Here is a 13,161-nt window from a genome sequence, read left to right as displayed (position 1 = left end):
AATAAAACTGCAATCTCTAAAATAAATAAAATTATACGTGATTATTTCACAGCTATTTCCTGAGGCGTATGTTGTTGCTTATCCTTTTTATAAGAATAAATTTTTCCTTCCTTATTTACATACACATAAGTGTAATTCCAATGATTTGGACCTGCTATTCTTGAACCTTCCTGATTATTAACATTAGCATAAACTTGTTCTCCGTAAATAAGGATTTCTCCTTGTTCAGCATTATCTATGCTCCTAATTGGCGTTCCCCAACTTTTTATCAGATTTTTTTTAGATTGGCCAACCCACTTGTCATTCGCGTTTTTTGAGGACGAACAGGAATGCAAAATTAAAATTGTAAGTAACAGAAGTAGCTTTCGTATCATAATAATTATTTTTAGGTAAATGATTTACAGTATAATATTAGACGAAAAGAGGCATGCTAAAATTACACAAAAAAACTTTCTTCTTACATAATCACTATACATTTAACTGTTTAACAAATTGTTAAGCCATATTTTGCACTATTTTAAAAATAGATTTACCTTTTTCTATCGCGTTTGCAGAAATCTCATTTTTCAAATCTTTAAAATTCCCAAAAATTAACTTTGTATCTTTGCCGCCTAGAACTATTTGAAGAAAAAAAATGCGAATTGACATTATAACGATTTTGCCTGAATTATTAAGAAGTCCGTTTGAGGCTTCGATTATGAAACGTGCCATAGACAAAGGTTTGGTCGAAGTACACTTTCATAACTTACGTGATTATACTACCAACAAACAAAAAAGTGTCGATGATTATCCGTTTGGAGGAGGCGCAGGAATGGTAATGACAGTTCAGCCAATTGATGCCTGCATTACACATTTAAAAAGCGAACGTGAATACGACGAAATCATATATATGTCACCTGACGGTGAAACGCTGAACCAGAAAATGGCCAATACCATGTCTATGTATGAAAACATTATCATTTTATGCGGACATTATAAAGGTGTAGATCAGCGTGTACGTGATCATTTTATTACCAAAGAAATATCAATTGGAGATTATGTTTTGTCAGGAGGAGAATTAGGCGCCCTGGTTTTATCTGATGCTTTAATAAGATTAATTCCTGGTGTTTTAAGCGATGAAACTTCGGCATTGACTGATAGTTTTCAGGATAATTTACTTTCAGGACCTATTTATACAAGACCGGCAGATTATAAAGGATGGAAAGTTCCTGAGGTTTTAACCAGCGGACATTTTGCCAAAATTGACAAATGGCGTGAAGATATGGCGTACGAACATACGAAGAACAGAAGACCGGATTTGCTTCAGGAATAGTTTTCAGTCGCAGTCTCAGTTTTCAGTGAATTTGATTGCGGCTAATACTGAGACTGCGACTGAAAACTGCGACTAACATTCTTTTTACCAGCAAGTTAAAATAATTCACAATTCATAATTTATAATTCATAATTATTTTCTACATTTGCACCCGAATTAGACTAACCTCTGGCGAGATCCGTGAATGTTGCTCTATATAAAAAACCATAATTACAAGATATCATGGCAGATTTAATGAAATTCGTTCAAACCGAATTAGTTGCTAAAAAAGATTTCCCTGTTTTCGGAGCTGGAGATACTATCACAGTTTACTACGAAATTAAAGAGGGTGAAAAAACAAGAACTCAGTTTTTTAAAGGAGTTGTTATTCAAAGAAGAGGTTCTGGTAACACAGAAACTTTTACTATCCGTAAAATGTCTGGAGCTATTGGAGTTGAGCGTATCTTCCCAGTAAACTTACCAGCTTTACAGAAAATTGAAATCAACAAAAAAGGAGCTGTTCGTAGAGCTAGAATTTTCTACTTCAGAGAACTTACTGGTAAAAAAGCTAAGATTAAAGATAAAAGAAGATAATCATTTATCTATTTGTTATAAAAAACTCGTTTCATATCATTTGAAACGAGTTTTTTTTGTGCCTAATTTTCTACAATGTCAAAACTGTAATTTTTTAATAGCAAAATAATCGATTTGACAATTTAACGACCTCGAAATAACAATCTGATAATTTCGGTATTTCTCAGGAAAACTACACCGTTTTCGGACTGTTTTTATTATATTTGCTCCGCTCATTCTGAGCCGAATATACCTTTTACATCGCTCCCCTTGGCGATACGATTATAAAAAAAAAAAAAAAAAAATGACACAGAATTCAAAAATTTATTACACCTTGACTGATGAGGCGCCATTGTTAGCGACTTATTCTTTTTTACCTATTGTTCAAGCATTTACTGCTACTGCTGGTATCGCAATTGAAACAAGAGACATCTCTTTGGCAGGTAGAATTTTATCTAATTTTCCTGAAGTTTTAACAGATGCTCAAAAAACCGGAGATGCTTTGGCAGAATTGGGTCAGCTAGCGACACAACCTGAAGCTAACATCATCAAATTACCAAACATTTCTGCATCAGTACCTCAATTAAAAGCGGCAATTGCTGAATTACAATCTCACGGTTATAAAATCCCTGATTTTCCGGAAGATCCTCAAAATGATGCTGAAAAAGAAATCAAAGCTAAATATGCTAAAGTTTTAGGTTCTGCTGTAAATCCTGTTTTACGTGAAGGTAACTCTGATCGTAGAGCTCCAAGAGCAGTTAAGAATTTTGCAAAAGCAAATCCACACTCAATGGGTGCTTGGTCTGCTGATTCAAAAACCAAAGTTGCTTCTATGCCTGATGGTGATTTCTACGGAAGTGAAAAATCACTTACTGTTGCAGAAGCCAATGATGTAAAAATCGAATTTGTTGCAAAAGACGGTACAACAACTGTCCTTAAAGCAAGTACACCTCTTAAAGCCGGTGAAATAATCGACAGTTCTGTATTGCACTTAAAAGCTTTAAAAAGCTTTGTTGCAGATGCGATTGCAGATGCAAAAAAAGAAGGTATCTTACTTTCTGTGCATTTAAAAGCTACTATGATGAAAGTTTCAGATCCAATTATCTTTGGCGCTATCGTTGAAGTATATTTTGCTGATCTTTTCAAAAAATATGAAACTTTATTTGCTGAATTAAACATTGACACAAGAAATGGTTTAGGTGATATCTATGCAAAAATTGCAGGAAGACCTGAACAAGCCGAAGTAGAAGCTGACATCACAAAAGCTATCGAAAACGGACCAGCTCTTGCAATGGTAAATTCTGATAAAGGAATTACAAACTTACACGTTCCGTCTGATGTTATTGTTGATGCTTCTATGCCGGCAATGATCCGTACTTCGGGACAGATGTACAATAAAAATGGTAAGCAACAAGATACACTTGCTGTTATTCCAGATCGCGCTTATTCCGGAATTTATACTGCAACTATCGATTTCTGTAAAAAACACGGTGCTTTTGATCCTAAAACAATGGGAAGCGTTCCTAACGTAGGTTTAATGGCTCAAAAAGCGGAAGAATACGGATCTCACGACAAAACTTTCCAAATAAAAGGAGACGGCGTTGTTCGAGTAGTAGACAATAAAGGAACTGTTTTAATGGAGCAAAACGTTGAAGCTAATGACATTTTCAGAATGTGTCAGGCAAAAGACGCTCCTATTCAGGACTGGGTTAAACTGGCTGTAAACAGAGCTCGTTTATCTGATACTCCTGCTGTTTTCTGGTTAGACGAAAACAGAGCACATGACAGAGAATTGATTGCAAAAGTTCAAAAATATTTAAAAGATCACAATACTGTAAACTTAGATATCCGTATTTTAAATCCGATTGCTGCAACTGAATTTACTTTAGACAGAATCATCAAAGGATTAGATACCATCTCTGTAACAGGAAACGTTTTACGTGATTACTTAACTGATTTATTCCCAATTTTAGAATTAGGAACTTCAGCTAAAATGTTATCTATCGTTCCTTTAATGAATGGTGGTGGATTGTTCGAAACTGGTGCCGGAGGTTCTGCTCCTAAACACGTTGAGCAATTTACTGAAGAAGGTTACTTACGTTGGGATTCATTAGGAGAATTTTTAGCTCTTGGTGCATCTTTAGAGCATTTAGGACAAACTTTAGACAATTCTAAAGCCATTGTCTTATCTGAAACTCTTGACGAAGCTAACGACAAATTCTTAGCCAATGATAAATCTCCAGCTCGTAAAGTAGGACAAATTGACAACCGTGGTTCTCATTTTTACCTTGCTTATTACTGGGCACAAGCATTAGCAGCTCAAAATAAAGATGCTGAATTAAAAGCGATCTTTACTCCTATTGCTGCTCAATTTGAAGCTAACGAAACTAAAATCGATGCTGAATTAATTGGTGCACAAGGAAAACCTCAAACTCTTGGTGGTTACTACCAGCCAACTCCTGAGTTAGTGAGCAAAGCAATGCGCCCTAGCGCAACATTCAATGCAATTATTGCAGAAATAAAATAATAGAATACAAAATGAGAGTACAATAGTGCATCTCTTTTATAAATAGAAAAAAAGACAACTTTAAACGGTTGTCTTTTTTTTTGAATAATTGCCAAGCATATGAATATTTTTCAACTTCCATCTTATTTTTGCTAAAATCGACTGCAAAGTGTTTTTTATATTGAAAAACAATAAAGCGTTGAAAACCTGCAAAAAAGAAATATTCTTAACTAATGTTTAACAAAAGTTGTACCCCAATATTTAGTAAGAATTATTAACTATGTGCTTCAAACACAAGACAATGATTTCAAAAAAAATTGGCCTTATTTTTATCCTCCTTATAACGACTTTTACTTCATTTTCTCAGGAAAAATTTACTTTAAGCGGAACGATCACTGACTTTAAAAATAACGAAACTTTAATTGGAGTGAATGTTTATATCCCTGTTTTAAAAATTGGAACTACAACTAATGAATATGGTTTCTATTCGCTTACTGTTCCAAAAGGCGAACATGAAATCGAGATTAGTTACGTTGGCTATCAAACCATTCAAAAAACAATTACTTTAAATCAAAATACTAAAAATAATTTTGCGGTTCATGAAAGTGGCGAAGAACTTCAGGAAGTCGTAATAAAAGACAACAGAGGTAAAATCAATATCAAAACGCCAGAAATGAGTGCCAATAAACTTTCTATTGCCACTATAAAAAAAATGCCTGTTGTAATGGGTGAAGTCGATGTTCTAAAATCGATTTTACTGCTGCCGGGTGTTACCAATGCTGGCGAAGGTGCTTCGGGATTTAATGTACGCGGTGGGGGCGCTGATCAGAATTTGATTTTATTAGACGAGGCTACAATTTTTAACTCTTCTCACGTGTTCGGGTTTTTCTCTGTTTTTAATCCTGATGCCATCAAAGATTTAAAGCTATATAAAGGCGGAATCCCTGCTCGCTATGGCGGAAGAGCTTCTTCTGTTCTGGATATTTATCAAAAGGATGGAAACAGTAAGGAATTTCATGTAAATGGAGGAATCGGTTTAATTTCGAGTAGAATTTTGGCAGAAGGTCCCATTGTAAAAGACAAAGGATCTTTTTTAATTGGCGGAAGAGCTTCGTATGCGCATTTATTTTTAAAATTATCCGAAGATCAAAAAGACAACTCGGCTTATTTTTATGATTTAAACACAAAATTGAGTTATAAATTAAACGATAATAACAGTTTATATTTATCCGGTTATTTTGGCCGTGACGTTTTTAGCCTGAATAAAAGTTTTACCAATACGTACGGAAACGCCACTTTAAACCTCCGCTGGAATCATTTATATTCGGATAAATTATTTGCGAATTTATCTTTGATTTACAGCGATTACTATTATGGTCTTGATTTGGATTTTGTAGGTTTTAAATGGGATTCGGGAATTAAAAATTATAATATTAAGTACGATTTCAAGAATTACATCTCTGATAAATTTAAACTAAACTATGGTGTAAACGGAATTTACTATGAATTCAATCCCGGAACAATTAAACCGAGTAATGATGCTTCAGGAATTAATCCGGATCAGTTAGATAAAAAATATGCTTTTGAACCCTCTGTTTATATTGAAGCAGAAAATCAGCTTTCGAAAAAAATTACAATTTCTTACGGATTACGCTATAGTCTGTTTTATCGTTTAGGGGCTTCGACAATCAATTATTACGATAATAATGAACCCGTTATTTTCAATACTAATATGCAGATTTATGAAAAAGCGACACCAACATCCACTCAGTATTTTGGCAAAAACAAGCAAATTCAGAGTTACAACAATTTAGAACCACGCTTCTCTGCTTCTTATCAATTAAACGATGACCAATCCATAAAAGCAAGTTACAACAGAATGGCGCAATATCTTCAATTGATCTCGAATACCTCATCGCCTACTCCGCTTGATGTCTGGATGCCAAGTGATAATTACATCAAACCACAAATTGCAGATCAGGTTGCGTTGGGTTATTTTAGAAATATAAATGATGGTGCCTATTCTTTAGAAGTTGAAACCTATTACAAGAAAATTCAAAACAGACTGGATTATATCGATGGTGCCGATTTGATTGCCAATGATGCCATCGAACAAGTAATCCTTAACGGAAGAATGCGCTCTTATGGAGTAGAATTTATGGTAAAGAAAAACGAAGGCAAACTAAATGGATGGATTTCCTATACACTATCAAAATCGCAACAACAAACTCCGGGAAGAACTCCTGAAGAAACCGGAATCAACAATGGACAATGGTACAATTCTGCTTACGACAAAACACACAATTTAGCAGTGACATCGGCTTATACATTAAACGAAAAATGGTCATTTGGCGCTAACTTTGCTTTGCAATCCGGTCAGCCAGTTTCGTATCCAAATGGTCAATACGAATATTTAGGAATTACGATTCCTAGTTACGGACAAAGAAATGAAAATCGTTTGCCCGCTTATCACCATTTAGATGTTTCGGCAACTTTGACACCAAGAAAAAATAAAGACCGAAACTGGAAAGGCGAATGGGTTTTTAGCATTTATAATCTATACAACCGTCATAATGCCGCGTCAATCAACTTTCGCCAAAATGTAGATACCGGAGCTAATGAAGCCGTACAAACCTCTATTTTTGGGATTGTTCCTGCTGTTAGTTATAATTTTAAATTTTAAAAACCATTTTCTGTAAAAGGAAAAGAAAAGATATATCATGAAAAAAGCAACATTATTACTAGCACTTTTTATTTCGATTTTCTTCGCAAGTTGCGAGGAAGTTGTTGATGTTGATCTCGATACTGCCCCTCCAAAATTAGTAATCGAAGCGGCCATCAACTGGCAAAAAGGAACAACAGGAAGACAGCAAACGGTAAAATTATCAACCACAACGGGCTATTTCGAAAACGTAATTCCAACAGTTTCCGGCGCAACTATTTTTATCAAGAATAGCAAAAACGACCTGTTCAACTTTTATGAAGTCAATAAAACAGGTAGATATGTGTGCACAAACTTTATTCCGGTAATCAACGAGAATTATACTTTAACCGTAATCAGTAGCGGCACGACTTATACAGCAACCGAAACAATGAAATCAGTTGCGCCCATTACCAGAATAGAACAAAATAACGAAGGTGGTTTTACAGGAAAGGATATCGAAACCAAAGCTTTCTTTAATGATCCTGCCGATGCAGATAATTTTTATTTGTTTAAATATGTATATTCGAACAAAGTTACATCGACTTATTATGTTAGTGAGGACAAGTTTTTTCAGGGAAATGAATTTTTCAGTTCATCAGATGACGAAGATTTAAAAGCAGGAGATGAAATCGAAATGACTCATTACGGAATTTCAAAACAATATTATAACTATATGAGTATTTTGGTGAGCATTGCCGGAAGTAATGTTGGCGGACCTTTTCAGACACCACCAGCAACCGTAAAAGGAAACATCATCAATAGTACAGATAAAGCCAATTATCCGTTGGGCTATTTTTCACTTAGCGAAATCGACATAAAAAAATATAAAATTCAATAATTAATAAAATGGAAGCCAGAATTGAAATTTTATCCGAGAAAAAACTAATTGGTAAACACATTGACATGTCGTTTATCGAAAATAAAACGTTTCAATTATGGAGTTCCTTCATGCCAAAACGAAAAGAAATCAAGAACTCAATTGATTCCAATTTATATTCGCTTGAAGTTTTTCCTAATGGTCATTTTGATAATTTTGATCCTAATAATAGCTTTCAGAAATGGGCAGCAGTTGAAGTTTCTGATTTTGAAACAATTCCTTCAGAAATGGAAACCTTAATAATTCCAACCGGATTATACGCTGTTTTTGTACATAAAGGCCCGCAAAGCGAAGGACATAAAACCTATCACTCTATTTTTGTAGAGTGGCTTCCAAATTCAGAATATACAGTAGACGAAAGACCTCATTTTGCCGTAATGGGCGACCAATACAAAAAAGAAGATCCGGATTCTGAAGAAGAAATCTGGATTCCGATAACATCTAAAATTCAAAGTCATGCTAATTGAAACCCTAAAATCCCTTTTCAATCGTGATCTCAACAAATTAAAAGTTGAAATTGAATCCTATCAAAACGAAAATCAGATTTGGGCAATTGACAAAAACATTTCCAATTCAGCAGGAAATCTCTGTTTACATCTTATCGGAAACATCAATACTTATATCGGAGCTGAAATTGGCAAAACAGCTTATGTCAGAAATCGTCCTCTGGAGTTTTCTTTAAAAAACATTCCAAAATCAGAACTTATAACCAAAATAGAAGATACTATTATAGTAGTAAATAATGCTTTCGATACTTTAACAGAAGATGATCTTGAAGCTATTTACCCGCAAATTGTATTCGAGAAAGAAATGACAACAGGTTTCTTTTTGGTTCATCTCTCTACACACTTGGCTTATCATTTAGGACAAATCAATTACCACCGAAGGTTGCTTTAGTTTACAGTATTCAGTATTCAGTCGCAGTCGCAGTTTACAGTTTACAGTTTGCGCTAAACACTGAGACTGTAAACTGTAAACTGTAAACTGAGACTGAGACTGAGACTGAGACTGAAAACTAAAAACCCCTCAACATATGTAAAGGTTTAGGAACTAGAATTAAGCAAAATTTGCAAATAATTAATTCAAAATTTCAAAAACATGAAACATTTACTGTTTACACTATTTTTTCTTGGTGCAATTACCACAAAAGCACAAACTTTCAAAAATCCTGAACCGTTATTCGACCCAACTCCTTATGGCTTCAGTCACGCATCATCCGTTTCAACACCTGGAGAATTTGTTTATATTTCCGGGCAAAGCGGAGGTTTAGGAAAAGAACATACCTTAAGCAAGGATTTTAGAGAGCAAACACAAGTGACACTAAAAAACATCGTAACCGTTTTAGATAATTATAATCTCAAACCGGAGAACATCATGAAAATTACCATTCTAATCGTAGATCATTCACCCGAAAAATTAAAAATATGGAACGAAGAAATTAGAAAAGTCTGGAAAAACAAACCATTTCCGGCAAGTACCCTAATTCCCGTTCCCAAACTAGCTATAGACGGGATGCTAATCGAAGTTGATGCTATCGCTTTTAAAGCAAAGTAATTTTTTTTCACCATTAAGATATTAAGACAATTAAGCTAAAATACCTTAAATGCAAAAAAATTAACCATTAAGGCATTAAGTTAGATTAAGAAGGTAAAACTTAACTTTCTTAATATCTTAATGGTAAAAGAACATTGAGAATCTTTTTAATCTTAATAATCTGTGGCAAAAAAAATTAACCATTAAAATATTCAGCCCGCCAACTTAACTTTCTTAATATCTTAATGGTAAAACAAAACATCACAACGATAAAAAAATCTAAAATCTAAAATCTAACCTCTAAAATCCTTTCCTTTCGTACATTTGCACCACATTTCAAATCAAAAACTAAATGTCTTCACACCATATCGTACGCGACGACCAGGAACCTGCCTTAATTATTGCCAACGGAGCAGCATGTAATCCTGAATTATTAGGGCAATTGCTCGAATGGTCGCCACTGGTTATCGTGCTCGATTCTGCCATCGAAAGAGTGATTGATTTAGGCATAAAAGTCGATGTGCTTTTGGGTGATTTCGATCATGGCTTTGATCCCGAAATATATAAAACATCACAATATCCTATCGAAATTGTACATACTCCGGATCAGGATAAAACCGATTTAGAAAAAGCATTTGATTACCTTATCGCCAGAAAAATTCCTGCTGTAAACGTAGTTTGGGCAACGGGAAAACGTGCTGATCACACCATTACAAACCTTACCAATATTGTTCGTTACCGCAATTTGCTTAAAATTGTGATACTCGACGATCATTCAAAAATATTCTTATTGCCTAGTAAATTCGAGAAATGGTATACGGCAAAAACGCCTATTTCATTGATCCCAATTGGAGTTGTAAACGGAATTAATTCTACCAATTTATTATATCCTCTAAAAAACGATACCTTAACAATTGGTTATCGAACAGGCAGCAGCAATTCTGTTCTTCAGGATGGTTTGATCAGCATCACCCATACCGATGGTGATTTGTTGTTAATGGAGTGTATGGATTAATTATTTCATTCGAATAAAAGGCTCAAAAATTTCATTTAAACACATAGAAACATAGTTTAAAATCTATAAAAAAGTCGTTTCACTCTAACTTTAATTCACAATAGCAAGCTATGTGAGAAAGCGAGCTTTTTTTGTATCCTAAAAAATAACAACAGAAAATCTATGTTTCTATGCGTTTAAATTCAATTTGGAATTTGGGTTTTCCTAATTGGAATTTGGAATTTCAAAAATTGGAATTTTAAACACACAGACACTAAGAAAGGAATGACTATCTTTGCACGGAAATTCAGAAAAATGAAAGAAATAGACAATTCCGAAAAAAACAATTTACATCCTCGAAATCTTCATCGTTCCCGTTATGATTTCGAACTTCTTATCGCGAATTGTCCTGAACTAAAAGCATACGTTGCGATCAACGTCCACGGAATTGAAACAATCGATTTCAGTAATCCATTGGCTGTAAAAGCGCTTAACAAAGCATTACTACAAACTTATTACGACATACAAAACTGGGATATTCCTAAAAATTATCTTTGCCCGCCCATTCCCGGAAGAACAGACTATATTCATTATTTAGCTGATTTACTGGCCGAAACCAATAACGGAATCATTCCGCAAGGATCTTCAGTTTTAGGTTTAGATATAGGAACCGGAGCCAATTGCATCTACCCTATTTTAGGAAATGCTATTTACGACTGGAGTTTTGTAGGAACTGATATCGACGAAAAAGCAATCGAAAATTGCAGCAAAATCATCGAGGCAAATCCTAAATTGATTGACGCTATAAGCTTACAGCAACAAACCGAATCACGCTTTATTTTCAAAAATATAATTACTCCGGAAGATCGTTTTACCTTCACGATGTGTAATCCACCTTTTCATTCTTCTGCCGAAGATGCGAATCAAAGTACTGTTCGTAAAGTTTCGAATTTAACTAAAGAAAGAAAAAAAACAAATCCGGTTTTAAACTTCGGAGGCCACAATGCCGAATTATGGTGCGATGGTGGAGAAATTGGTTTTGTAACCCAAATGATTTACGAAAGTGCAAAATTTGCCATGCAAACCCTGTGGTTCACTACTTTGGTTTCAAAAAGAGAAAATCTTTCGAGCATTTACAAAACCCTTAATAAAGTAAACGCATCTTCAATCAAAACTATTGATATGGCTCAAGGCCAAAAAACAAGCCGTATTGTAGCCTGGACTTTTTTAAGTGAAAGCCAGCAAAAAGCGTGGAAATTTTAAAATACGGACTTTCAATATAAAGTAATGATTTTATTATTTGTTTTTTGGTAAATTTACCGTAAAGCAATTCACACAAAATCATGGCAGAATATATTGGCTATCTCGCATCCTTTTTTATTGTTGGAGGTTTTTTACTCAAAGACCTCAAAACAATCCGATTCATTAATATGTTTGGATGTATTTGTTTCGTAGTTTACGGTATCTTTTTTAAAGATTATAAAGATCTTAATCAATGGCTTTTACCTGTTATTATTCCAAATGCCATTTTAGCATTAGTACAAGTATATCATCTTACCAGAAAAAACTAAACATTATAATTATAATACTTTAAAATAAAATTCTGATACTTTTTCGATAAGCAATTTCCTTACCTTTAGTAGTAAATTGAATTTTATTACTATGCCAAAAATATACTTTAGAATACTGTTATTAGTTCTAATTACCGGTTGTTCTTCGACTAAAAAAGCAAAATTTGACGATTATATTTTCAAAACCAAAAGCGAAAAACAAGCTTATATCAGTTCTTATGACAAAGCTTTAAAACTTTGGAATATTCCTTATTCTGAAGAAAATATCAAAACCACTTACGGAACTGCCCACGTTATAATGGCGGGTCCTAAAAACGGAAAAGATCTGGTTTTACTTCACGGAATGGACGCCAGTTCTACAATGTGGTATCCAAACATTAAATCTTTAACCAAAAATCATCGCATATACGCTATCGATTTTATGATGGAACCCGGAAAATCTACATTAAATTCAAAACCACTTTCTTCAGAAGAAATCATGATTTTGTACAACGAAATTTTCGATCATTATAAATTAAAGAAATTCGATATTGTGGGCGCTTCGCGAGGTGGCTGGATTGCTACTTTATTAGCTACTCAAAAAGGAAATAAGATTGATAAAATAGTATTATTAAGCCCAGCGCAAACCTTTAAATTTATCGATAAGGTGGGCAAAACAACTTCGGCATTAATGCTAAAACTTTTTCCTAGCGAGAAAAAATTCGGCAAAACCTTAAATACGTTTTCTACTCATCCTGAAAAAATCAGCCCTGTTTATAAACGACAATTTTATCTGGCCAATAAATATGCAAAATCAAATTCGAGTATGCTCAAAATGCATCCTTTTTCTGATGATGAATTAAAATCAATCACCAATCCGGTTTTGGTTTTAATTGGCGATCATGACGTCATTAATTCCGAAGAAAGTCTGGAAAGAGCCAATAAATATTTAATGAAAGCCAAAACACAAATCATAAAAGACGCAGGACATTTTTTATCCATCGATCAGTCAAAAATTGTAAATAATGCGATGATTGATTTTTTAGAGTAAGCTTCTAAAATTATTCGCCACGAATTCACGAATCATATCTATATTAAGCTAATATAAATTCGTGAATTCGTGGCTGTTTTTT

General features: G+C 34.1%; 13 protein-coding genes. 12 read left to right on the top strand and 1 reads right to left on the bottom strand.

The window, feature by feature from the left end; genetic code table 11:
- Positions 1-41 precede the first annotated feature (41 nt).
- Positions 42-374, bottom strand: coding sequence for a hypothetical protein (locus tag B0M43_RS10655; protein ID WP_243397498.1), 333 nt, complete (start codon positions 372-374; stop codon positions 42-44).
- A gap of 260 nt (positions 375-634) precedes the next feature.
- Here B0M43_RS10655 and trmD point away from each other — a divergent pair, with 260 nt between their 5' ends.
- The 12 genes from trmD to B0M43_RS10595 all read left to right on the top strand — a co-directional run bounded on the left by trmD (position 635) and on the right by B0M43_RS10595 (position 13,079).
- Positions 635-1,312 (top strand): tRNA (guanosine(37)-N1)-methyltransferase TrmD, encoded by a 678-nt coding sequence (gene trmD / locus B0M43_RS10650; protein ID WP_065448186.1) that lies wholly within the window; start codon positions 635-637, stop codon positions 1,310-1,312.
- A 222-nt stretch (positions 1,313-1,534) separates the two neighbouring features.
- Positions 1,535-1,885 carry a 50S ribosomal protein L19 gene (gene rplS, locus B0M43_RS10645; RefSeq protein WP_055098496.1) on the top strand — a complete coding sequence of 117 codons (351 nt, stop codon included), beginning with the start codon at positions 1,535-1,537 and terminating at the stop codon, positions 1,883-1,885.
- Positions 1,886-2,168: 283 nt separating this feature from the next.
- The gene (locus tag B0M43_RS10640) at positions 2,169-4,391 is read left to right on the top strand and encodes an NADP-dependent isocitrate dehydrogenase (RefSeq protein WP_078008376.1); all 2,223 of its coding nucleotides are present in this window, start codon (positions 2,169-2,171) and stop codon (positions 4,389-4,391) included.
- Between the two features lie 280 nt (positions 4,392-4,671).
- A complete protein-coding gene (locus B0M43_RS10635) occupies positions 4,672-7,053 on the top strand; it encodes a TonB-dependent receptor (protein WP_078008377.1) in 2,382 nt (793 codons plus the stop codon).
- A 37-nt stretch (positions 7,054-7,090) separates the two neighbouring features.
- On the top strand, positions 7,091-7,912 hold the full coding sequence (locus B0M43_RS10630; protein WP_078008378.1) for a DUF4249 domain-containing protein: 822 nt from the start codon (positions 7,091-7,093) through the stop codon (positions 7,910-7,912).
- 8 nt (positions 7,913-7,920) lie between these two features.
- On the top strand, positions 7,921-8,418 hold the full coding sequence (locus tag B0M43_RS10625; protein WP_078008379.1) for a GyrI-like domain-containing protein: 498 nt from the start codon (positions 7,921-7,923) through the stop codon (positions 8,416-8,418).
- Complete coding sequence (locus B0M43_RS10620) at positions 8,408-8,848, top strand: DinB family protein (RefSeq protein WP_078008380.1); 441 nt, start codon at positions 8,408-8,410, stop codon at positions 8,846-8,848. Before B0M43_RS10625 ends, B0M43_RS10620 begins: the two co-directional genes overlap by 11 nt.
- Positions 8,849-9,049: 201 nt before the next feature.
- Positions 9,050-9,505: a RidA family protein gene (locus tag B0M43_RS10615; protein WP_078008381.1), complete on the top strand. Its 456-nt coding sequence runs from the start codon at positions 9,050-9,052 to the stop codon at positions 9,503-9,505.
- A 331-nt stretch (positions 9,506-9,836) separates the two neighbouring features.
- Entirely contained in the window at positions 9,837-10,499 is a 663-nt protein-coding gene (locus B0M43_RS10610; RefSeq protein ID WP_078008382.1) for a thiamine diphosphokinase, read from the top strand.
- A 294-nt stretch (positions 10,500-10,793) separates the two neighbouring features.
- A complete protein-coding gene (gene rlmF / locus B0M43_RS10605) occupies positions 10,794-11,741 on the top strand; it encodes a 23S rRNA (adenine(1618)-N(6))-methyltransferase RlmF (protein ID WP_078008383.1) in 948 nt (315 codons plus the stop codon).
- 80 nt (positions 11,742-11,821) lie between these two features.
- Positions 11,822-12,049 carry a uroporphyrinogen decarboxylase gene (locus tag B0M43_RS10600; protein ID WP_065448178.1) on the top strand — a complete coding sequence of 76 codons (228 nt, stop codon included), beginning with the start codon at positions 11,822-11,824 and terminating at the stop codon, positions 12,047-12,049.
- 91 nt (positions 12,050-12,140) lie between these two features.
- The gene (locus tag B0M43_RS10595) at positions 12,141-13,079 is read left to right on the top strand and encodes an alpha/beta fold hydrolase (RefSeq protein WP_078008384.1); all 939 of its coding nucleotides are present in this window, start codon (positions 12,141-12,143) and stop codon (positions 13,077-13,079) included.
- The last annotated feature ends 82 nt before the right edge of the window (positions 13,080-13,161 follow it).

Origin of the sequence: Flavobacterium sp. KBS0721 (assembly GCF_002007065.3) — a bacterium.
Taxonomy (GTDB): Bacteria; Bacteroidota; Bacteroidia; order Flavobacteriales; family Flavobacteriaceae; genus Flavobacterium; species Flavobacterium piscis.
The sequence above is the reverse complement of the archived record's forward strand: the minus strand, read 5'-3'. Positions and strand labels throughout refer to the sequence as shown.

Excerpts from the sequence above, each read along its gene's own strand:
- B0M43_RS10655 (WP_243397498.1), bottom strand. The coding sequence starts at position 374 with ATGATACGAAAGCTACTTCTGTTACTTACAATTTTAATTTTGCATTCC.
- trmD (WP_065448186.1), top strand. The coding sequence starts at position 635 with ATGCGAATTGACATTATAACGATTTTGCCTGAATTATTAAGAAGTCCG.
- rplS (WP_055098496.1), top strand. The coding sequence starts at position 1,535 with ATGGCAGATTTAATGAAATTCGTTCAAACCGAATTAGTTGCTAAAAAA.
- B0M43_RS10640 (WP_078008376.1), top strand. The coding sequence starts at position 2,169 with ATGACACAGAATTCAAAAATTTATTACACCTTGACTGATGAGGCGCCA.
- B0M43_RS10635 (WP_078008377.1), top strand. The coding sequence starts at position 4,672 with ATGATTTCAAAAAAAATTGGCCTTATTTTTATCCTCCTTATAACGACT.
- B0M43_RS10630 (WP_078008378.1), top strand. The coding sequence starts at position 7,091 with ATGAAAAAAGCAACATTATTACTAGCACTTTTTATTTCGATTTTCTTC.
- B0M43_RS10625 (WP_078008379.1), top strand. The coding sequence starts at position 7,921 with ATGGAAGCCAGAATTGAAATTTTATCCGAGAAAAAACTAATTGGTAAA.
- B0M43_RS10620 (WP_078008380.1), top strand. The coding sequence starts at position 8,408 with ATGCTAATTGAAACCCTAAAATCCCTTTTCAATCGTGATCTCAACAAA.
- B0M43_RS10615 (WP_078008381.1), top strand. The coding sequence starts at position 9,050 with ATGAAACATTTACTGTTTACACTATTTTTTCTTGGTGCAATTACCACA.
- B0M43_RS10610 (WP_078008382.1), top strand. The coding sequence starts at position 9,837 with ATGTCTTCACACCATATCGTACGCGACGACCAGGAACCTGCCTTAATT.
- rlmF (WP_078008383.1), top strand. The coding sequence starts at position 10,794 with ATGAAAGAAATAGACAATTCCGAAAAAAACAATTTACATCCTCGAAAT.
- B0M43_RS10600 (WP_065448178.1), top strand. The coding sequence starts at position 11,822 with ATGGCAGAATATATTGGCTATCTCGCATCCTTTTTTATTGTTGGAGGT.
- B0M43_RS10595 (WP_078008384.1), top strand. The coding sequence starts at position 12,141 with ATGCCAAAAATATACTTTAGAATACTGTTATTAGTTCTAATTACCGGT.